We start from the raw sequence: 20,367 nt of genomic DNA, 5'->3' as shown, positions 1-20,367 counted from the left end.
TCTTCTCCGTCGCCATACGTTCGGCCGTCGTACGCTCCGTCGTCATACGCGGGTCGCCGCCGAACGTCCCAGCAGGACCCACAGCAGGAAGGGGCCGCCGAGCACCGTCGTCACGACGCCCACGGGCAGTTCCGTGCCGTCGAAGACGGTGCGGCCCAGCGTGTCTGCGAGTACCACCAGGACGGCGCCCGTGAGCATCGACGCCACCAACGGCACCCGCAGCGGCCCCGACAGGCGGGAGGCGATCACCGGTGAGGCCAGCGCCACAAAGCCGACGGGCCCGCAGATGCCGACGGCCAGCCCGGCGAGCGCGACCGCCAGCAGCAGGCAGACCAGGCGGGTGCGGCCTGGGCGGGAGCCGAGCGAGGCCGCCGTCGCGTCGTCGAAGCGCAGTACGCGCAGCTGGCGTGCCGCGGTCAGGGCGAGCGGGACCAGTACCGCGAGGCCGATGAGGACGGGCACGGCCACGGAGTAACCGCGGCCGTTGAGGCTGCCGGACGTCCACACGTACAGCGAACTCGCCGAGTTCAGGGATCGGCGCGAGAGCACCACCTGTGTCACGGCGGAGGCCAGCGCCGACATGGCGAGGCCGACCACCAGGACGCGGTAGCCGCGCTGCCCGAGGCCGCCGGAGACCGCCGTCACGACGAGGACGGCGGCGAGCGCGCCCAGGGGCCCCGCCCACCAGGCGCCGAACGTGCCCGTCGCGCTGAGCGTGACGCTGAGCAGGACGGCGGCCGTCGCGCCGTCGTTGACGCCCAGCAGTTCCGGCGTCGCCAGCCTGTTGCGCGCCAGCGTCTGTGTCAGACAGCCCGCCAGTCCCAGCGCGGCGCCTGCCGCCAGGCCCGCGACGATCCGGCCCAGCCGGAACTTCTGCACGAGGAGTACGTCGAAATGGTCCCCGTATCCCAGCACCGCCTGGAACGTGCGCCCCACCGTCATGTCGCTCTGCCCCGCGTACGCCGACACGACGACACCCACGACGAGCAGCGCGGCCAGTGCCGTCGCCGCGAGCGCCGGCCTGCCGGGTACGAGCACCGAGAACCCGCCGCGCCGCAGGAGCAGTTCGCGCCCGGGGGGCCGTTCCCGCCGCGGGAGCCGTTCCCGCCCCGGGAGCCGTGCTCCGGTCCTCGCCCGTTCCGAAGCCCCTCCCTTCCGGACGCCGAACGGTGCGTGAAGGGTGAACCTGCGACGGCGCCCGCCCGGTCGCGGGGACTCCTCCGCGGGTTCCGTCGCGCCCATCGACGTGAGGTGACGCGACCGTACGATCGCGATCAGTACGGGTGCGCCGAGCAGCGCCACGATCACGGAGACGGGTGCCTCGTAAGGGCGCGAGACCACCCGCGCGGCGACATCGGCGGCCATGAGGACGGCTGCGCCGATGAGCCCGGCGAGCAACAGCCGGGCTGCGAGCCTGGTTCCGGCGAGGGCGCGGGCGAGGAACCCCGCGAGGAGGCCGAGGAAGGAGATGGGTCCGGAGAGCGCGACAGCAGCCGCGGTCAGCAGGGTGACGGCGACGGCGACGACCGTACGGATGACGGGCGGGCGATGTCCGAGCCCCCGCGCGAGGTCGTCGCCGAGCGCGAGCGCCGACAGCGGGCGCGCGACGAGCAGCGCGATGAGGAAGCCGAGCGCGAGCACGGGCGCGAGCCGTACGAGTTCGCCGCTGCCCTCGACCCCGGCGAGCGACCCGAGGACCCAGAAGCGGAACCGGTCGTAGGTCTCGGCGGAGTTGACGACGATGACGTTGGTGATGCCGCCGAAGGTGGCGCCGAGCGCGGCCCCGGCCAGGATGAGCCGCATCGGGGAGCCGCCGCCCTTGCGTCCCGCGATCAGCAGGACGAGGCCGCTGGCGACGACGGCACCGGCGAACGCGCAGACGAGGTAGGCGAATCCGGAGGAGAAGCCGAGCAGCGCGATACCGGCGACGACCCCGAGCGAGGCGCCCGCGTTGACCCCCAGAAGTCCCGTCTCGGCCAAGGGATTACGGGTGACGGCCTGGAGCAGGCAGCCCGCGACACCGAGCGCCGAGCCGACGAGGAGCCCGGTGAGGGTGCGGGGCAGCCGCAGATCGCCCACGACGAGCGCGAGACGCGCGTTGTCGCGGGCACCGTCACGGTTGAGCAGATAGTCCAGTACGCCGCCGGGCCCCACCTCTCCTGCCCCTACGCAGAGTGAGAGCGCGGCGAGCAGCAGCACGACGGCGGTGAAGGCCGTGACGGCGAGCGCGATGGTTCTCGTCCGCGCCGCCTCCGAGCCCCGACCGCCGGAAGCGGAACCGGAGTTCGGCCCGGGCGCCGTACCGGCTGACCGTCCGGCCGAAGGGTCCCCCGGGACGTCGCCCGGGTGCTCTGCTCCCGGGCGCTCTGCGGTGCGCGGCGCGGCCCGGGGTTCGGCCACAGCAGTGTTCGCCTGCACGGTCGTCGCCCCGACCCGCACCGCAGCCGTCGCCCCGCCCTCAGTCGTTGCCCGGCCCGCAGCCGTCGCCCCATCCTCAGTCGTTGCCGCAGCCGGCTGGTCGTTCCGGGGCCCTCTCGCGGATGCGGAATCCGTGTCATGGCGGGACGCGGGGGACGGTTCGCCGGTCATCGTGCCCTTTCCCGGGGGGTGTTGGAGGCCCGGGGGCAGTGATCCCGTACGCCGCTTCTGCATAAGGTGAGGCTAGCCTAAGTAGTGCGACCCTCGACTCGGGGTCCGGGCCGGGGTCCGGCCCGGGCCCGACCCTGGGGTTCGGCCCAGGACCCCGACCCGGGGAACCGGGCTTGGCTGGGCAGCCCTCTCGGATTAGGTTAGGCTCACCTAACAAATTACGGGAGGTTGTGTATGCCTGAGCACATACCGGACGCCCAGGGGGAGTTCGCGCATCGCACCGCGCTGGTGACCGGAGCGGGACAGGGCATCGGTGCGGCCGTCGCGGAGGCCCTGGCGGCGGCGGGCGCTCACGTCGCGGCGACCGACCGCGACGCGCACGGCATCGACACCCTGGCCTCCGCCTGGCAGGAACGCCGCGCGAAGGCACGGGCCAACGGTATCGACGGCGCAGGCACCGAGGGCGCAGGCAACAAGGGTGCGGGCGTCGAGGCCGAGGGCGCCGCCGAGGCGCTCGGCACGATCACCCCGTACGTCATGGACGTCACCGAGGCGCTCACCGTCGAGGCCACCGTGCGCCGCGTCGAGGAGGAGCACGGCGGGCTGGACATCCTCGTCAACGTCGCGGGCATCCTGCGTACGGCGCCCGCCGTCGAACTCACCGACGAGGACTGGGCGGAGACGTTCGCCGTGAACACCACCGGCGTCTTCCACACCTCCCGCGCTGTCGCCTCCCGGATGGCGGCGCGCGGCTCCGGCTGCGTCGTCACGGTCGGGTCGAACGCGGCGGGCGTCCCGCGCACCGGCATGGCCGCCTATGCGGCCTCCAAGGCGGCGGCCACGATGTTCACCAAGTGTCTCGGCCTGGAGTACGCGCGCAGCGGAGTGCGCTGCAACGTCGTGGCGCCCGGCTCGACCGACACCGCGATGCAGCGCGGCATGTGGGCCGCCGACACGGGTGGAAGCGGGCGCCGCAAGGTGATCGAGGGCGACCCGGGCTCGTACAGGACGGGCATCCCGCTGGGCCGGATCGCCGAGCCCCGTGACATCGCCGAGGCCGTGGTCTTCCTCGCCTCCGACCGCGCCCGGCACATCACCCTCCAAGAGCTGTACGTCGACGGCGGCGCCACCCTCCGCTGACCCGCACCACGCGCCCGCCCACACCCGCAACCGCGCCCAGTCCCCTTGACCAGCCCGGAACCCGTCACGCCCAGCCAGCCCCGAGCAACCCCGGCCGCCCATGCCACCCATGCCGCGACCACGGCGACACCGCCGACACGGCGGCACCCTCCCCACGCAGCGGCAGCGGCACCGACGCCCGGGCGGCACCCGCGACACGGCGACGGCGCACAACACGGCGTCGGCGCACCGCACATGGCCCCGCCCACACCCACACCCACACCCGCCCTCACCCCTCCCGAACGAACGGGACAACCAGAAATGGAGCGCCCCCGTGTCCACGGCACCCGAGGTCGCCACGCACGTACTCCCGGCCGACGCGGCCCGTACCGGTGTAGGAGCGGCCACAGCGCTGCTGGACGCCTACACGCCGGGTGACCGTTTCCTCGCCACACCAAGCCGTACGCTGCTGGCCGGGGGCGGCAGACACAGACGCGTCGAAGTGCCGCACGACGCACGGCCGTTGGCGGCGCGTGTCGCGCGGGCGCTGGCGGAGGCGCGGGACGGGGGAGCCGCCTCGCCTGTTGTGATCGGGGCCATACCCTTCGACCAGACGGCCCCCGCGGCGCTCAGCGTCCACGACAGGGTGCGCACCGCTCCCCCGCTCACCGCCGACCCGCTCGTGGCGCTGCCCGCGGCCGAGCCGGCGGCGAAGGACTGGCGGGTGCGGCAGGTTCCGGCGCCCGAGGAGTACGGGGCCGGTGTCGCGGCGGCCGTCGAGCGCATGTGGCGGGGCGAGTTCAGCAAGGTCGTGCTCGCGCGCACCCTCGAACTGACGGCCTCCGAACCGCTCGACGTGCCCGCCATGCTCCAGCGCCTCGCGCGCCGCGACCCCTCCGGCTACACGTTCGCGCTGCCGGTCGGCGAGGACCGTACGCTGCTGGGCGCCAGCCCTGAGCTGCTGGTCTCGCGCCAGGGCGACCGGGTGACCGCCAACCCGCTGGCCGGGTCCACACCGCGCAGCGCCGACCTGGCCGAGGACGTACGCCGCGCAGCCGCGCTGCTCCAGTCGGCCAAGGACCTGCACGAGCACGCCGTCGTGGTGGACGCCGTGCACCAGGCGCTGGCGCCCTCCTGCACGGAGATGGACGTACCGCAGCGGCCCACGCTGGTGCGTACGGCCGCCATGTGGCACCTGTCGACCACCGTGACCGGACGGCTCGCCTCCGCAGGCACCTCGGCGCTCGACCTGGCGAGCGCCCTGCACCCCACGCCCGCCGTGTGCGGGACGCCGACGGACACGGCGCGCGAGGTGATCGGCGCGACCGAACCGTTCGACCGGGGCTTCTTCACCGGCATGGTCGGCTGGGGCGACGCCGACGGTGACGGCGAATGGGTCGTCACGATCCGCTGCGCCGAGGCGTCGGCGCGTGCGCTGCGGCTGTACGCGGGTGCCGGAGTCGTGGCCGCTTCCGAGCCGGCCGCCGAGACCGCCGAGACAGCGGCGAAGTTCGGTACGTTCCTGAGCGCCGTGGGAGCAGAGCTGTGAGCGTCACCGGCAGACCGTACGAGCACGCCGACGGGCCCGAGTGCCCCACCTGGCCACAGGAGTTCGCCGAGCGCTACCGCGCGGCAGGGTACTGGCGCGGTGAGACCTTCGGCGGGATGCTGCGCGAGCGCGCCGCCGCGCATCCGGACCGCGTCGCGATCGTCGACCCGGCGGCCGGCAGCCGCTGGACGTACGAGGAACTGGACGCGCGCGCCGACCGGCTCGCAGCGGGGCTGATGGAGCGGGGCATCGCCAAGGGCGACAAGGTCGTCGTGCAGCTCCCGAACGTGGCGGAGTTCTTCGAGGTGATCTTCGCCCTCTTCCGTATCGGCGCCCTCCCCGTCTTCGCGCTGCCGGCGCACCGGGAGACCGAGATCGGCTACTTCTGCTCCTTCACCGAGGCCGCCGCCTACGTGATCCCCGCCGAGCACGGCGGCTACGACTACCGGGACCTGGCCGCGAAGGTGCGTGCCGAAGTGCCCAAGCTGCGCCATGTGTTCGTGGCGGCCGACGCCGGTGAGGTGCCCGAACCGTTCGAAGCGCTGTCGTCCGTGCGCGCCACCGGACAGGTGGAGGTGGCCGGCCCCGCACCGGGCGACCTGGCGTTCCTCCAGCTCTCCGGCGGCAGCACCGGGGCGCCCAAGCTGATCCCGCGCACGCACGACGACTACATGTACTCGCTGTGGGGCTCGAACGAGATCTGCGGCGTCGACCAGGACAGCGTCTACCTGTGCGCGCTGCCCGCCGCGCACAACTTCCCGCTCTCCTCGCCCGGTTCGCTCGGCGCGCTGTATGCGGGTGCCCGCGTCGTGCTGTGCCCGCGGCCGAGCCCGGATGTGGCGTTCCCGCTGATCGCACGCGAACGGGTCACCCTCACCGGGCTCGTACCGCCGCTGGCGCTGGTGTGGACGGAGGCGGCGCCCGGCACCCCGCACGACCTCTCCAGCCTTGAGGTGCTGCTCGTGGGCGGCGCCAAGTTCAGCGAGGAGGCGGCACGCAGGGTGCGGCCCGCGCTGGGCTGCACGCTTCAGCAGGTGTTCGGCATGGCCGAGGGCCTGGTCAACTACACGCGGCTGGACGACGACGAGGAGACCGTCGTCACCACGCAGGGCCGGCCGATCTCCCCCGACGACGAGATCCGCGTCGTGGACGACGACGACAACGACCTGCCCGTCGGCGCGACGGGCCACCTGCTCACGCGCGGCCCGTACACCATCCGCGGCTACTGGCGCGCACCCCGGCACAACGCGCGCTCCTTCACCGAGGACGGCTTCTACCGTACGGGCGACGTGGTGCGCCTCACCCCCACCGGACACCTGGTGGTCGAGGGCCGTGCCAAGGACCAGATCAACAGGGGCGGCGAGAAGATCGCGGCCGAGGAGGTCGAGAACCACCTCCTCGCGCACCCGTCCGTGCACGACGCCAACGTCGTCGCCGAGCCCGACCCGTACCTGGGCGAGCGCACCCGCGCCTACGTGATCCTGCGCGCCGGCGCCGAACCGCTGAAGCCCGTAGCGGTCAAGAAGTTCGTCCGCGCGCGGGGCCTGGCCGCCTACAAGGTGCCCGACCACGTGGAGTTCGTCGACGCCTTCCCGCAGACCGGCGTCGGCAAGATCTCCAAGAAGGACCTGCGGTCCGACGCCGCACGCCCCACCGACCGTCCCGGCCCCGGCCCCGGCCCCGGCGACCAGCCCAGCGACACCTGAACGGAAGCTCTCACACCATGGCCCTGCCCGCCATCGCGCCCTATCCCCTGCCCGCACGCGACGCGCTGCCCGCCAACCGTGTCCCGTGGAAGGTCGACCCCTCCCGCGCCGTCCTGCTGGTCCACGACCTCCAGAACCACTTCCTCTCCGCGTACCAGGCCGACCGCTCCCCCGTGCCCGAACTGCTCGCCAACGTGGCCGCGTTGAAGAAGGACGCGGCCCTTCTCGGCGTGCCCGTCGTCTACACCGCGCAGCCGGGCGGCCAGACCCCGGACGAGCGCGGGCTCCAGCAGGACTTCTGGGGCCCTGGACTGCCCGCCGACCCGCACGCCGAGGCCATCGCCGCACAGGTCGCGCCCGGGGCCGGGGACACCGTGCTGACCAAGTGGAAGTACAGCGCTTTCGTACGGTCCGAACTGGAAGAGCGCATGCGGGCGCTCGACCGCGACCAGCTCGTCCTCACCGGCGTCTACGCGCACATCGGCGTGCTGATGACCGCGTGCGACGCGTGGATGCGGGACATCCAGTCGTTCGTGGTGGCCGACGCCGTAGCGGACTTCTCCGCCGAGGAGCATGCGATGGCCCTGCGCTGGGCAGCGGGCCGCTGCTCCGTCGTCACCACGACGGACACCGTCTTCACGGCGGACACCCTCTCCACGGCGGACACCGTCACCGCGACAGACGCCGTCTTCGCATCACCGGAAGGGAAGTGAGAGCGGTGGCGCTCACCCTGGAACAGCTCCGCGCCGATGTCGCCGACGTACTGGGCGAGGACCCGGACGACATCCCCGTGGACGAGAACCTCGTGGACTACGGCCTGGACTCCGTACGCCTCATGACGCTGCGCGAACGCTGGCGCAGCGAGCACGGCGTGGAGGCCGCGTTCGCCGAGCTGGCGGAGAAACCGGCGCTGGAGGCGTGGGTGGTGCTCCTCTCGGCGGCGTGAGCAGACCAGGGAGCCGGCGAGGTGAGCACCTACGTGGCGTGAGCGCTGCCGTGAGGCGAGATGAGGCACCCGGAATAGGCCGTTTCCGGGGAGCGCTGCAGAGGTCACGAGGGGCTGGAGGCATATGCCGTACGGGTGTGCGGTCTGCACAACCCGTGGCCAGCTCCCCCTAAAGAGCCCTTTGTTGAAAACTCCATGACATTTTCCCTGATGTACGGCGCCTGTTTCCAGCCCGTGCTGGATACGTGACCCCTTGTGACAGGGCGGCGCCCGACCGGACGATCGGGCCATCCCGACGTGGTCCCCGGCAGGGCTGTGCTCCTTGCCTGGGCCACGTCTGTTCGCACTGTCACTGATCGGGAGACGCCCATGACCGACCGGCTCAGCCTCAGCCCCGACGCCGCACGCCAGCTCGCCACCACCACCAAGACCCGCCCGCAGATGCGCGGCATCACACCCCGCTATCTGCTCCGTGCGCTGCCGTGGGTCGATGTCGAGTCCGGTGTCTACCGCGTCAACCGGCGCCGCTCCTTCGTACTCGGCGACGACAAGGTCAGCGTCTACACCCAGGACGGGGTCCGCCACGTACTCGCCGAGGACCTGCGCGAACTCCCGTACCTGCGCGACGTCGACGGGGCGCTGCTCTCCCAGCTGGCCGACTCCTTCGAGGAGGTGACCTTCGAGCCGGGGCAGGAGCTGGAGGCCGAGGGCAGCCCGGCCGAGCGGCTGTGGGTGCTGGTCGAGGGCCGGGCCGAGAAGCGCGCGGCCGGCCGCTACGGTGACGACACCCTCCTCGAAGTCGCGGGCGAGGGCCACTACTTCGACCTGGAGGCGTGGACGCGCTCCGAGCCCATGCCGTACAGCGTGCGGGCCATCACGGCGGGTGTCGCGCTGCGCGCCGACCGTGCCGCCCTGTCCCGGCTGTGCGACCGCGAGGGCGCCCTGGAGGCTTCCGTCAGCGCCTACTGCTCCTCCGAGCGGATCAGGCGCGGCGAGGAGCACCCGGTCGACCTGAGCGCGGGACACGTCGGCGAGGTCGAACTGCCGGGCACCTACGTGGAGTACGAGGACGTGCCCCGCGAATACCACATGAGCCTGGCGCAGACGATGCTCCGCGTCCACACACGCGTCTCCGACCTCTACAACGAGCCCATGGACCAGACCCGCGTCCAGGCGGGTCTGACCGTCGAGGCGCTGCGTGAGCGCCAGGAGTGGTCGATACTCAACCACCCCGAGTTCGGGCTCTTCCACAACGTGTCGGCCGGTCAGCGCGTGCAGACCCTCGCGGGCCCGCCCACCCCCGACGACCTGGACGAACTGCTCACCCGCGTATGGAAGCAGCCCGCCTACTTCCTGGCGCACCCCAGGGCGATCGCCGCCTTCGGCCGGGAATGTACGCGCCGGGGTGTGCCCCCGGTCATCGACTCGCGGTTCGGCAGTCCGCTGCTCACCTGGCGCGGCGTGCCGCTGCTGCCCTCGGACAAGGTACGGCTGACCGGCGCCGGCGCCGGTACGACGGAGATCCTGCTCGTCCGCGTCGGCGAGGAGGAGCGCGGCGTGGTCGGGCTGCGCCCCTCGGGTGTGCCGGACGAGGTCGAACCCGGCCTGTCCATGCGGAACATGGGTGTGGACGCGAAGGGCATCACCTCGTACCTCATGACGGCCTACTTCAACGCCGCCGTGCTGGTCGAGGACGCCATCGCCGTTCTCCAGAACGTCGAGGTGGGCAAGTACCATGACTACTCCTGACCTCACCTCACCACTGAAGTCACCGCTTCCGGCGACGCCGCCGCTGTCCCGGACCCCCCTGACGCCCGTCACACCCACGGCATCCGTGGCACCCATGACACCCGCCACGCCCACGACGGCCCTGGCGCCCCCAGTGCCCGCGACCCCCGCGACCCCTACGGCGCCGGCGACGGCTGCGAGCCCCGCCGCTCCCACCGTTCCCGCCACCCCCGCCGCCCAGGGGACCGAGCCGCTCCCGGCGGTTCCGCCGACACCGGCTTCCGGTTCGGCCCCGGCCGGCACCTTCACCCCGAACGCGGCACGTGAGGACGTGCCCGTGCTGCACAGGACGGTGAACGGGCATCCGCTGGTGTGGCTCGACAACGCGGCGACGACGCAGAAGCCGCGCCAGGTCATCGAGGCGCTCGGCACGTACTACAGCTCGGCCAACTCCAACATCCACCGCGGCGCGCACACCATGGCACGCGAGGCGACGGAGGCGTACGAGGCGGCGCGCGCGAAGGTCGCCGAGTTCCTCGGCGCCCCCTCGCCCGACGGCGTCATCTTCGTACGGGGAACGACGGAAGCGGTCAACCTGGTCGCGCAGAGCTGGGGCCGCACCCATCTGGGCCCCGGGGACGACATCCTCGTGCCCGTACTGGAGCACCACTCCGACATCGTTCCCTGGCAGCAGATCGCGGCGGAGCGGCGGGCGCGCGTGGTGCCCGTGCCGCTGCTTCCCGACGGCACGATCGACCAGAACGCGTACGCGGATCTGCTGTCCCACCGCACCCAGCTCGTCGCGATCAGCCACGCCTCCAATGTGCTCGGCACCATCTCACCGGTACGCGAGATGACCGCGCTCGCGCACCGTTACGGTGCGCGCGTGCTGGTCGACGGCGCACAGGCCGTCGCCCATCTTCCGGTGGACGTGACGGCGCTGGACGCGGACTTCTACGCTTTCTCCGGCCACAAGATCTTCGGGCCCACGGGCATCGGAGCGCTCTGGGCCAAGCCGGAGGTGCTGGCGACGATGCAGCCGTGGCAGGGCGGCGGCAACATGATCGAGTCCGTGGAGTTCGGACGTACGGTCTTCGCGCCGGCGCCGCACCGCTTCGAGGCGGGCACCGGCCATATCGGCGGCGCCGTGGGCCTGCTGGCCGCGCTGGAGTGGTTCTCGGGCTTCGGCAGGGAGGCCGTGGCCGCGTACGAGACGGCGCTCACCCGGTACGCGATGGCCGCGCTCGGCGCGGTCCCGGGGCTGGAGGTGCTGGGTCCTGTGGCCGAACGGGTGGGCGTGCTCACCTTCTCGCTGCCGGGGCACACCCCGGCGGACGTGGCGTCCCGGCTGGACGGCGAGGGCATCGCGGTACGCGCCGGACACCACTGCGCACAGCCGGCGCTGCGCCACTACGGCCTGGACAGCGCCACCCGGGCGTCCCTCGCGCTCTACAACACCCCTGAGGACGTGGACCGGTTGGTGTCCTCGCTGCTCGGGCTGACCCAACAGGAGCCCGCTGCCTGACAGTACGGCGGGGGCGCCGGGCGCGAGTCGGCGCGCGGCGGCTCCCGGGCGGCTCCCCCGGCCGGGCAACTACCGGCAGCACGGCAGGCCAGGCGGCCGTAAGGAGCGGCGGCCTGGCGGACCCACCCTCACGGCGGGCCACGAGGACATCTTCGTGGCCCGCCGCCCTCTTCCGTCACGGCGCCCCGTGGGCCATATTGGTCTCGACCAATAGCAGCCTGGTCCGTACCACGAGCGAACGCCCGCGCGCCGCCCACCGGAAGGTGTCCGATGCCGCCGCCGTCACGTACGCCGCCCCAGACCTTCTCCGGGACCTGCCACGGCACCCTCGGCGAGCTGTTCCAGGGCCCGTTGACCTACCAGGGCAGCCCGCACATCGCGCTGGTCTCGCTGCCCGTCGACCGCCACACCTGGCACCACTTCACCCCGTACACGGGCGAGCCACCGCCCCACGCTGCGGCATCGCGCGGGCAGCCACGGCCGCACGGTGAGAAGTCGGCGCGCGCCGCCGACCTGTTCCTCAAGCGGTACGGGCTCACGCTGCCGCCCGGCGAGTGGAGCCACCACTCGGAGCTGGACGTGGGCGTGGGGATGGCGAGTTCGACGGCCGATGTCGTCGCCGTGCTGCGCTGCCTGCGCCAGGTCCTCGGCCTCCCGTACGACCAGCGCGTTCTGGTCGAGACGCTGGCCGAGATCGAGCGCGCCGACAGCGTGTTCCTGGACGAGTTCGCGCTCTACCTCAGCGATCTGCACCACGTCGTACGCGGCCTCGGCACGAGTCTGCGCTTCCACACCGCGTACGTCACAGGTCCCGAACCCGTCGACACCGAGGCCGTCACCGGAACCCTGCTGCGCCACTACGCGCGCCGGCCTGCCGCGTACATCGACTGCCTCAACACCCTCCTGAAGGGGTTCTCGGCGCGGGACCCGCACACGGTCGCGCGCGCCGCGACCACCAGCGCCGTCCTCGCCCAGGAGGCCCTGCCCAAGGCGGAGTTCGAGGCGGTGTACGCCGCACGGGAGAGCTTCGCCGCCGACGGCGTCTTCGTGGCGCACACGGGCTCCGTACTCGGCTACCTCTACGCCAGGCGCCCCTCGCCCGCGCTCAAGAGCGAACTCTCCGCCTTCTTCAGGACGTTGGGGCACCAGTGCTCGTTCGCACACGGAGGCTGCTGGTGATCCACGACCACATCGCCGACGCGCTCAAGTCGCCTCTGCTGGTCCGCCTCTCCGAGAACGTGCTGCTCGTGCGGTTCGAGTCCATGAAGATCTATTCGGCGCTCACCGCCGTCGGCGCCCTGCTCGCGCGGGGCACGGTACGCGCGGGCCACACCCTCGTGGACAGCTCCAGCGGCATCTACGCGTACGCGCTCGCGCTCGCCTGCCACCGCTACGGCACCCGCTGCCACATCGTCGCCTCAGCGACCGTGGACGCCACCACCCGCGCCCAACTGGAGGTGCTGGGCGCCACCGTCGAACAGGTGGCGCCCTCGACCGACCTCAAGCTCGACCAGAAACTACGGGTCGCACGGGTCAAGGAGATCCTCGCCGAACACCCCGACGCGCACTGGATGCGCCAGTACCACGACGGCATCCACCAGCTCGGCTACCGCGAACTCGCCCGCACCCTGCTCCCCTCGCTGCCCGCACGCCCGCTCACCGTCGTCGGCGGCGTCGGCTCGGGCGCCTCCACCGGTGGGCTCGCACGGGAGCTGCGCCGGCACGAGCCGACGGCACGCCTGGTGGGGCTCCAGCCGTTCGGGAGCGTCACGTTCGGCAGCGAGGAGCACCACGACCCCGACGCCATCATCGCCGGAATCGGCTCCTCCATCCCGTTCGGCAACGTCCACCACGGGCTCTACGACCGCATCCACTGGCTCGACTTCACGCACGCCATGGCGGGCACCGTCGCGCTGCTGCGCGACCACGCCGTGTTCGCCGGGCTCTCCACGGGCGCCGCGCACCTCGCCGCCACATGGGAGGCGGCCCGCTCCCCCGACCGGCTCCACCTGGTGATCGGCGCCGACACCGGGCACCGCTACGTCGAGCGGGTCTTCGCGCGGCACACCGAGGCGCCGGACGCCGCCGCGCTCCGGCCCACCGAGATCGGCTCGCTCACCGAGATGGTCATGCCGTGGTCGGCGATGGACTGGAACCGCGCGCCCTTCTCCGGCCGGGACAGGGAGCCGTGCTCATGACCGTCGCCTCGCTGGAATCCCTCACCTTCGGCCTCGGCCATCTCGTCGAGGGAGCGACCGCGCTGGGCGAGCGGATCGCGCTGCTCACCCGCGACCCCACGTACTACCGCCACGAACTCGACGCGCTCCCGCGGGAGGCGCTGGACGTCGTACGGGTCGACACCTTCGACACCGAGGCGGTCGCCGGCGCGCTCACCCGGCTGCCCGGGCTGCGCGGGCTCATCAGCTCCACCGACACCTGGCTCTCCCACGGCGCCGAACTGACCGCGCGCCTCGGTCTGCCAGGGCTCCACGCGGCCACGCTCTCGCTCACCCGCGACAAGGCACGCGTACGCGACCTGCTGTACGCGGCGGGGCTCAGCAGGGGCCGCGCCGTGGAGGACCCCGACCCCGAACGCCTCGCGGAACTCGTCGTCAAGGAGACCGGGTTCCCCGCCGTCCTCAAGGACACGGCGGGCACAGGCAGCATGAACGTCCGCATGGTCACGGGCCCTGACGAACTGCGCGCCGCGCTGGCTGAACCGTTCCCCGGCCTCAAGGGCAGGCTGTTCGCCGAGCCGTATCTCAGCGGCCCCGTCTACAGCGCCGAGACCCTCACCTGGCAAGGGCACACCCGGCTGCTCGGTGTCTCCAGCCGCCTGATGTCCCACGAGCCGCTCTTCCGCGAAGAGGTCACCGCCTTCCCCGTCGCCTTTCCCCCGAACGAACTGCACGCGCTGGGCAGTTGGCTGGACAAGGTGCTGGCCACACTCGGCTACACCGACCGCTTCGCACACCTGGAGTTCGCCCTCACCCGGCAGGGCCCCGAGGTCATCGAGGTCAACCCGCGCATCGGCGGCGCCCTCGTCGCGGAGGGCATGTGCAGGGCACTGGGCCACAACGTCCATACGGCGCTGGTCGAAGCGGCGCTCGGCAGGCGCCCCGCACTGATGGACGCCGCGCTCGACGGGCGCGGGCCCGCCGTCGCCTTCGTACTCGGCTACCCGGAGCGCCCCGGCACGCTCACGCGCGTGAGCGGCCTGGACCGGCTCGCCGACATGCCCGGCTCGCCGCGCTGGTACCCGACCAAGGCCCCGGGAGACCTGATCGAGCACCTCACCGACAGCCGTGGCTACGCGGGCATCGTCTACGCGGAGGCCCCCACGGCCGAACTGGCCACCCACCGCGCCGTCGCCGCGGCGAACGCGGTACGCGTGGAGACCGTTCCGGTGGAGACCGTTCCGGTGGGACCCGGTCCGGTGGAGACCGGCCCGGTGCCGTCCGTACGCGCGGGAGTCGTCGGCACGGGCGCTTCCCGCACGGACGCTTCCCGCACGGGCGCTTCCGACGCGGGCGCCTTCGGTGCGGGCGCCGAACCGGCGAGTGGTGCGTGACCTGAGAGGGCTGACGGGCGCCGCGCGCTTTCTGCTGGTCAGCTCCTTCCTCATCCCGCTGGGCAGCTTCATGGTGCTGCCCTTCATGTCGGTCTTCCTGCACGAACGGCTCGGCATGCCACTGGGCACCGTCGGCATCGTGCTGGCCCTCGCCTCGCTGCTCCAGTTCTCCGGCGGCGTCCTCGGCGGCGCGCTCGCCGAACGTGCGGGGCTGCGGCGCACGATGGTGCTCGCGCTCGTGGTGCGCTCGGCCGGGTTCGCCGCCTTCGCCGCAGCGCTGTACCGGCCCCAACTGGCCGTGTTCGCCCTGCTGTTGACGTGCTGCGGCGCCGCGCTCTACCTCCCGGCCAACAAGGCGTACCTCGTGCACGGCATCCCGGACGAGCGGCGCCCCGCCTTCCTCTCCGTGGGCAACGCGGCGCTCAACGCCGGTATGGCGCTGGGCCCCCTGATCGCTGGCCCGTTCGTCCTCTCGGCGCCCGGCGGGCTCTTTGTCACCGTCACCGCGCTGTTCCTCCTGCTGACGGCCGGCCACGCCCGGCTCCCCGACCGTGCGACCGGTACGCAGACGGGGCCGGACGAGACAGGGCACGACGGGACAGGGCACGACGGGACGGCGCCGGCGGGCGAGGGGGTTCCGCCGGGCGGAGGGGCGCCGCGTGGCACGGCGCGCGGGGGCGGGCTGCGGCTTCTGGAGGGCACGCAGGCGCTGCCGTTCGCGGCGACGGCGCTCGCCTTCTACCTGTACTTCTTCTTCCAGCACTACCTCGCGGTCTTCGCCGTCGAGCGCGCCTCACCCGAGTTCTACAGCCTTGTGCTGCTCACCTGTTTCCTCCAGGTCATCGTCGTCCAGCCGCTCGCCGCACGCCGGATCGCCCGGACGCCCTACGGGACCGCGCTCGCGGCCGGCTTCACCGCGCTGGCCGCCGGGCTTGCGGTGCTCGCCGTCGGTACGAGGCCCGCGATGCTGCTCGGGGCCGCGCTGATCACCTTCGGTGACCTGGTGCTGTTCCTCAAGAACGACCTTGAGGCGCTGGCCGGTTCGCGCCGCTCCGACGCCGCCGTCTTCGGGCAGCAGCGGCTCGCGGCGGGACTCGGCGCGTGCGCCAGCGGTGTCGTCGGCGGTCAGCTCTTCGCGCTGGCCGATGCGGGCGGCGGCACGGGCGGGTTCTGGCTCATGGCCGCGGCGCAGTGCGTGCTGCTCCCGCCGCTGCTCCTGCTCATCGCCCGCCGCACCGCTCCCCGCATACGCACCCGCACCCGCACCCGCACCCGCCAGAACCGGAAGGCCGGTACCCGCACATGACGTACGCCGACGCGCCTCTCACGTTCGAGAACGAGGAGTTCTGGACGGAGTTCCACGACTTCCTCTTCCCGCCCGAGCGCCATCAGCACGCACGCCAACTCCTCGACAGCTCCCCGCTGTTCGCCTTCCCGCCCGGCACCCGCATCCTCGACATGTGCTGCGGGGCCGGTGTCTTCACCGCACCTCTCGCCGCACGCGGACACCGGGTCACGGGTGTGGACCGCAGCCCCGCGATGCTCGACATGGCGGCGGCCCGCTGCCGGGAGGCGGAAGCCACGGCGCGGCTCGTACGGGCGGAAGCCGCGCACTTCGACGAGCCCGCCGCCTACGACATCGCCCTGAACCTCTACACCTCGTTCGGCTACGCCGAGGACCCGGCCGAGAACGCCGCCGCACTGCGCGCCATGCGTAGAGCCCTCGTACCGGGCGGCTCGCTGCTGCTGGACCTGGCGGGCAAGGAGATCCTGGCCCGCAGGGTCCGTACGTCCAAGGTGGTCAGGCGCGGCGAAGCGCTGGTGGTGCAGACCGACACGGCCCTGGACGACTGGTCCAGGATGCGCAGCGACTGGATCCTCGTGCGCGGCGAACGGGCCCGCAGGGCGTGCCTGGAGTGGTACGTCTACAGCGCCGTGGAACTGCGCGGGCTGCTGGAGGAGGCGGGCTTCGCGAAGGTCGAGGTCTTCGGCGGCTTCGACGCCACCCCCTACGACGCACACGCCGAACGCCTCGTCCTGCGGGCCACGGCACCACCCGCCGGCGCCTGATCCTCTCCCCGGGCACCCCTCACCTGTGCGGGAGGCCGTCGGGCCGGTAGCTGGCCCTGACGTGGACGCGCTCGCCCTGGGGGCCGAGGATGCTGAGGAACTCCACGGGGCGCTCGTCGGCGTTGCCGAACCAGTGCGGCAGGTGGGTGTCGAACTCGGCGCCCGCTTTGCGCTTTCCGCAAAAAAGCTGTGCGGGATGCCCGGGGCCGGGGCACGTTGGTCGTGGAGGCGGTCGCAGAGGTCCCACGACCACCCCGCGACCGCGACACCTCCGCCCCGCCACCCCCTCACCGCCCCTCCCCCCCCTCACCAAGGACAGCGCCATGGATACCCAGGACCGGGACGAGATGTACCGAAGCCGCGAGCAGGTCTTCAGCGGCGAGCCCAACGCGGTGCTCGTCACGGAAGCCGCCGGTCTGCCGCCTGGCCAGGCGCTCGATGTGGGGTGCGGTGAAGGGGCCGACGCACTCTGGCTGGCCCGGCGCGGCTGGCAGGTCACCGCCGTCGATGTCTCCCCGACAGCGCTGCGCCGCGCGGCGGCGGCCCCGGCCCCCGAAGGCCGTGTGGCGTGGACACGGGCCGACGTGATCAGCACGCCGCCTCCGGCCGCCGCAGGCACCCACCATACCCGGGACGCCGTCCTGCGGGCACAGCGCCTGCGGTAGCCCGGCACCCGGCGGCGCCGCGCCCCGCGATCCGGCACGCACCGCTCAAGGTGTGGCCGTCGGCTCGGCGGCCGGTCGTTCGCGTCCGCCGTCGTGCCCCGTGAGCACCACGGCGCAGAGCACGGCCGCGGTCGCCGCCACCGCGACGGTGAGGCCCCACCGCACGCTCCAGCCAGCGAGCCGGCGGGGGCCGCGCCGGTGGGGCGCGGGCAGCGTGAGCTGTTCCGTACGGCGCAGCGGGCGTGCCAGCCGCAGCAGGAACAGCGCGGCGATGGGCAGTTGGAGCAGCCAGAGCGTGGTGCGGGGCCAGCCGTCGTACCAGACGTTGGTTCCGTACAGCAGTGTGTGCCAGACGCTGAGCACGTAGACGGCGATGACGAAGCGGTGCAGCACCCGCCAGGTGCGGGGCCCGATGCGGTGGCGCACGTAGAAGAGCAGGCCGAGGGGTACGGCGAGGTAGAGCGCCGCCTGCCCGACGGGGATGGCGATCTGTCCCGTGCCCGAGGTGTAGCCGCCGGGCACGAACGTCTCCCAGAACGCCTCCCAGAACCGCGAGGCCCAGCCCAACTCGGCCTTGTCCCTGACGAGTTCGGCGGCGAAGAGCAGCGCGTGCGCCGTGATCAGCGCGATCGTACTGAGGCTGGTCGTCCGGTGCAGCCGCTCCAGCGCGCGCTGTGAACGTGGTGTCCGCCGCACTCCGGGTCCGGAGAGCAGCAGTCCGAGGATGACCGTGCCCCAGGCCCACAGCAGCGCCGACCAGCCGAACGCCTGGCTGAGGAAGTACATCCAGAAGGTTCCGGCGTCCTTCATGAACGGCATCACCGAGACGGTGTCCGAGGCCCCCGACCGTATCCGCGCGTACAGCAGCGCGAAGACCCCAGCCGTCACCAGCACCCCGAGCCCGGCGTCCAGCCACGCGGCCCGTACGTCCTCCCGCAGCGTCACCCGGCCCCCGCGCGGCGCCGGGACCTCCGGTTCGCCGGGCGACTCCCTCTGCTCGGTCATCTCCTCGGAGACCATGGCGGCACTCACCTCTCGTGGTGGGGGGGGAAGCGCCGCCCATTCTCCCGATCCGACCCCGAAACCGCATTGGTCTGTACCAGATTGGCGAACTCTTTTTCCGGCAAGCGGGCGGAGACGCGCGTCAAGTGCCCGTGACCGACGCATCGTCGAGGCCGAGCAGGCCCAGGGCCCGCTCCCGCATCTCCACCTTCCGGATCTTTCCGGTGACGGTCATGGGGAACGCGTCGACCAGATGGACATACCGGGGGATCTTGAAGTGGGCCAGACGGCCCGCGCAGAAGCTCCGTACGGCCTCGGCGTCGAGCGGCGCGGCTCCCGGGCGCTGCACGATCCAGGCCATCAGCTCCTCGCCGTACTTGGCGTCGGGGACCCCGATCACCTGGACGTCGGCGATGCCGGGGTGGGTGTGCAGGTACTCCTCCACCTCGCGCGGGTAGACGTTCTCACCGCCCCGGATCACCATGTCCTTGATCCGGCCGACGACGTTGACGTACCCCTCGGCGTCCATGGTGGCCAGGTCACCGGAGTGCATCCAGCCGGAGGTGTCGATGACTTCGGCCGACCTGTCGGGCTCGTTCCAGTAGCCCTTCATCACCGAGTAGCCACGGGTGCACAGTTCGCCGGGGGTGCCACGGGGCACCACCAGTCCCGAGTCCGGGTCGACGACCTTGACCTCCAGGTGCGGCATGACCCGGCCCACCGTCCCGGTACGGCGGGCCAGACCGTCGTCGCGGCGGGTCATCGTGGAGACCGGCGACGTCTCCGTCATGCCGTAGCAGATCGCCACCTCGCGCATGTGCATCCTGTCGACGACGCCCTTCATCACCTCCACCGGGCAGGGCGAGCCGGCCATGATGCCGGTCCGCAGGCTGGAGAGGTCGAACTCGGCGATGCGCGGGTGGTTCAGCTCGGCGATGAACATGGTGGGCACCCCGTACAGCGAGGTGCAGCGCTCCTGTTCCACGGCACGCAGCGTGGCCTCCGCCTCGAACCCGGCGGCTGGCAGCACCACGCACGCGCCGTGCGAGTGCGCGGCCAGGTTGCCCATGACCATGCCGAAGCAGTGGTAGAGCGGCACGGGCAGACACACCCGGTCGGCCTCGGTGTAGCCGACGCGCTCGGCGACGAAGTAGCCGTTGTTCAGGATGTTGTGGTGCGTGAGCGTGGCGCCCTTGGGAAACCCCGTGGTGCCCGACGTGTACTGGATATTGATCGGGTCGTCGAACGACAGGGCCGCCGCGCGCTCACGCAGCAGCGCCGGATCCGCGCCACGCCCCGCCGCCAGCAGCCCGTCCCAGCCGGGCTCTCCGAGGAAGACCACGTCCTGGAAGCCGATCTCCGCCAGCATCGCCCGGTAGTCGCTGGACTTGTACGCGACGGCGCTGACCACCAGGCTCGGCTCCGACTGGCCCACGGCGTAGGCGAGTTCATGGGAACGGTAGGCGGGGTTGATGTTCACCAGAACCGCGCCGATCCGCGCCGTCGCGTACTGCGTGAGTACCCACTCGGCACAGTTCGGCGCCCAGATGCCGACCCGGTCACCCTGCCCGATCCCGCGCTCCAGCAGCCCGAGCGCCACCTCGTCGACGGCGGCATCGAAAGCGGCATACGTCCAACGCCGCCCCGTGGCCACCTCGACCAGCGCGTCCCGCTCCCCGTACCGCCCCGCGGCCCGCCGCAGGTTCTCCCCGATCGTCTCGCCCAGCAAAGGCACGTCCGCCGTACCGGACACATAGGAAGGCAACGTCTCAACCATGCCCGCAGCATCAGACACAACTCCCCCCGCCGCTACCCCTGTTGGGAGGAAGACGCCCCAAAGGGGGCACGGGGAACCGCGCGCCGGGCCACCGGCCACCGGCGGCCCCGACACCACGCA

At 72.3% G+C, this 20,367-nt stretch carries 15 protein-coding genes and 2 pseudogenes; 13 read left to right on the top strand and 4 right to left on the bottom strand.

Annotated elements, in window-relative coordinates; genetic code table 11:
* Positions 1–42 precede the first annotated feature (42 nt).
* On the bottom strand, positions 43–2,418 hold the full coding sequence (fhuB, locus tag NMN56_RS35010) for a Fe(3+)-hydroxamate ABC transporter permease FhuB (protein WP_283742539.1): 2,376 nt from the start codon (positions 2,416–2,418) through the stop codon (positions 43–45).
* A gap of 405 nt (positions 2,419–2,823) precedes the next feature.
* Between fhuB and NMN56_RS35005 the strand changes: the two genes are divergently transcribed.
* The 12 genes from NMN56_RS35005 (at position 2,824) to NMN56_RS34950 (ending at position 16,803) form a co-directional block, all read left to right on the top strand.
* Positions 2,824–3,729 carry a 2,3-dihydro-2,3-dihydroxybenzoate dehydrogenase gene (locus NMN56_RS35005; protein ID WP_274039393.1) on the top strand — a complete coding sequence of 302 codons (906 nt, stop codon included), beginning with the start codon at positions 2,824–2,826 and terminating at the stop codon, positions 3,727–3,729.
* 313 nt (positions 3,730–4,042) lie between these two features.
* Positions 4,043–5,257 (top strand): isochorismate synthase, encoded by a 1,215-nt coding sequence (locus NMN56_RS35000; protein WP_274039394.1) that lies wholly within the window; start codon positions 4,043–4,045, stop codon positions 5,255–5,257.
* A complete protein-coding gene (locus NMN56_RS34995) occupies positions 5,254–6,963 on the top strand; it encodes a (2,3-dihydroxybenzoyl)adenylate synthase (protein WP_274039395.1) in 1,710 nt (569 codons plus the stop codon). The genes NMN56_RS35000 and NMN56_RS34995 overlap by 4 nt, the downstream gene beginning before the upstream one ends.
* A gap of 17 nt (positions 6,964–6,980) precedes the next feature.
* Positions 6,981–7,676: an isochorismatase family protein gene (locus NMN56_RS34990; protein WP_274039396.1), complete on the top strand. Its 696-nt coding sequence runs from the start codon at positions 6,981–6,983 to the stop codon at positions 7,674–7,676.
* A 5-nt stretch (positions 7,677–7,681) separates the two neighbouring features.
* A complete protein-coding gene (locus NMN56_RS34985) occupies positions 7,682–7,909 on the top strand; it encodes a phosphopantetheine-binding protein (RefSeq protein WP_274039397.1) in 228 nt (75 codons plus the stop codon).
* A gap of 369 nt (positions 7,910–8,278) precedes the next feature.
* The gene (locus NMN56_RS34980) at positions 8,279–9,658 is read left to right on the top strand and encodes a family 2B encapsulin nanocompartment shell protein (RefSeq protein ID WP_274039398.1); all 1,380 of its coding nucleotides are present in this window, start codon (positions 8,279–8,281) and stop codon (positions 9,656–9,658) included.
* Complete coding sequence (locus NMN56_RS34975; RefSeq protein WP_274039399.1) at positions 9,645–11,162, top strand: SufS family cysteine desulfurase; 1,518 nt, start codon at positions 9,645–9,647, stop codon at positions 11,160–11,162. Before NMN56_RS34980 ends, NMN56_RS34975 begins: the two co-directional genes overlap by 14 nt.
* A gap of 270 nt (positions 11,163–11,432) precedes the next feature.
* On the top strand, positions 11,433–12,341 hold the full coding sequence (locus tag NMN56_RS34970; RefSeq protein ID WP_274039400.1) for a GHMP family kinase ATP-binding protein: 909 nt from the start codon (positions 11,433–11,435) through the stop codon (positions 12,339–12,341).
* Positions 12,338–13,360: a pyridoxal-phosphate dependent enzyme gene (locus tag NMN56_RS34965; RefSeq protein ID WP_274039401.1), complete on the top strand. Its 1,023-nt coding sequence runs from the start codon at positions 12,338–12,340 to the stop codon at positions 13,358–13,360. Before NMN56_RS34970 ends, NMN56_RS34965 begins: the two co-directional genes overlap by 4 nt.
* Positions 13,357–14,733, top strand: a complete 1,377-nt coding sequence (locus NMN56_RS34960; RefSeq protein ID WP_274039402.1) for an ATP-grasp domain-containing protein — start codon at positions 13,357–13,359, stop codon at positions 14,731–14,733. The genes NMN56_RS34965 and NMN56_RS34960 overlap by 4 nt, the downstream gene beginning before the upstream one ends.
* Positions 14,723–16,039 carry an MFS transporter gene (locus NMN56_RS34955; protein WP_430542792.1) on the top strand — a complete coding sequence of 439 codons (1,317 nt, stop codon included), beginning with the start codon at positions 14,723–14,725 and terminating at the stop codon, positions 16,037–16,039. The genes NMN56_RS34960 and NMN56_RS34955 overlap by 11 nt, the downstream gene beginning before the upstream one ends.
* Positions 16,036–16,803: a class I SAM-dependent methyltransferase gene (locus tag NMN56_RS34950; RefSeq protein WP_274039404.1), complete on the top strand. Its 768-nt coding sequence runs from the start codon at positions 16,036–16,038 to the stop codon at positions 16,801–16,803. Before NMN56_RS34955 ends, NMN56_RS34950 begins: the two co-directional genes overlap by 4 nt.
* 19 nt (positions 16,804–16,822) lie before the next feature.
* Here the strand turns inward: NMN56_RS34950 and NMN56_RS34945 are convergent.
* A pseudogene (locus NMN56_RS34945) lies at positions 16,823–16,963 on the bottom strand (XRE family transcriptional regulator); the annotation flags it as partial.
* Between the two features lie 163 nt (positions 16,964–17,126).
* On the opposite strand from NMN56_RS34945, the pseudogene NMN56_RS34940 reads away from it, so the two are divergent.
* Positions 17,127–17,405: pseudogene (locus tag NMN56_RS34940) on the top strand (class I SAM-dependent methyltransferase); the annotation flags it as partial.
* Between the two features lie 108 nt (positions 17,406–17,513).
* Here the strand turns inward: NMN56_RS34940 and NMN56_RS34935 are convergent.
* Together NMN56_RS34935 and NMN56_RS34930 are read right to left on the bottom strand one after the other, a co-directional pair.
* Entirely contained in the window at positions 17,514–18,488 is a 975-nt protein-coding gene (locus tag NMN56_RS34935; RefSeq protein ID WP_430542791.1) for a ferric reductase-like transmembrane domain-containing protein, read from the bottom strand.
* A 124-nt stretch (positions 18,489–18,612) separates the two neighbouring features.
* Positions 18,613–20,247 (bottom strand): AMP-binding protein, encoded by a 1,635-nt coding sequence (locus tag NMN56_RS34930; protein ID WP_274039405.1) that lies wholly within the window; start codon positions 20,245–20,247, stop codon positions 18,613–18,615.
* Positions 20,248–20,367: the final 120 nt, after the last annotated feature.

It is taken from the genome of Streptomyces iconiensis (assembly GCF_028657195.3).
Taxonomy (GTDB): Bacteria; Actinomycetota; Actinomycetes; order Streptomycetales; family Streptomycetaceae; genus Streptomyces; species Streptomyces iconiensis.
This window is presented reverse-complemented; position numbering and strand designations above follow the sequence as displayed.

Excerpts from the sequence above, each read along its gene's own strand:
- NMN56_RS34975 (WP_274039399.1), top strand. The coding sequence starts at position 9,645 with ATGACTACTCCTGACCTCACCTCACCACTGAAGTCACCGCTTCCGGCG.
- NMN56_RS34990 (WP_274039396.1), top strand. The coding sequence starts at position 6,981 with ATGGCCCTGCCCGCCATCGCGCCCTATCCCCTGCCCGCACGCGACGCG.
- NMN56_RS34950 (WP_274039404.1), top strand. The coding sequence starts at position 16,036 with ATGACGTACGCCGACGCGCCTCTCACGTTCGAGAACGAGGAGTTCTGG.
- NMN56_RS35005 (WP_274039393.1), top strand. The coding sequence starts at position 2,824 with ATGCCTGAGCACATACCGGACGCCCAGGGGGAGTTCGCGCATCGCACC.
- NMN56_RS34930 (WP_274039405.1), bottom strand. The coding sequence starts at position 20,247 with ATGGTTGAGACGTTGCCTTCCTATGTGTCCGGTACGGCGGACGTGCCT.
- NMN56_RS34980 (WP_274039398.1), top strand. The coding sequence starts at position 8,279 with ATGACCGACCGGCTCAGCCTCAGCCCCGACGCCGCACGCCAGCTCGCC.
- NMN56_RS34935 (WP_430542791.1), bottom strand. The coding sequence starts at position 18,488 with ATGGTCTCCGAGGAGATGACCGAGCAGAGGGAGTCGCCCGGCGAACCG.
- NMN56_RS34970 (WP_274039400.1), top strand. The coding sequence starts at position 11,433 with ATGCCGCCGCCGTCACGTACGCCGCCCCAGACCTTCTCCGGGACCTGC.
- NMN56_RS34960 (WP_274039402.1), top strand. The coding sequence starts at position 13,357 with ATGACCGTCGCCTCGCTGGAATCCCTCACCTTCGGCCTCGGCCATCTC.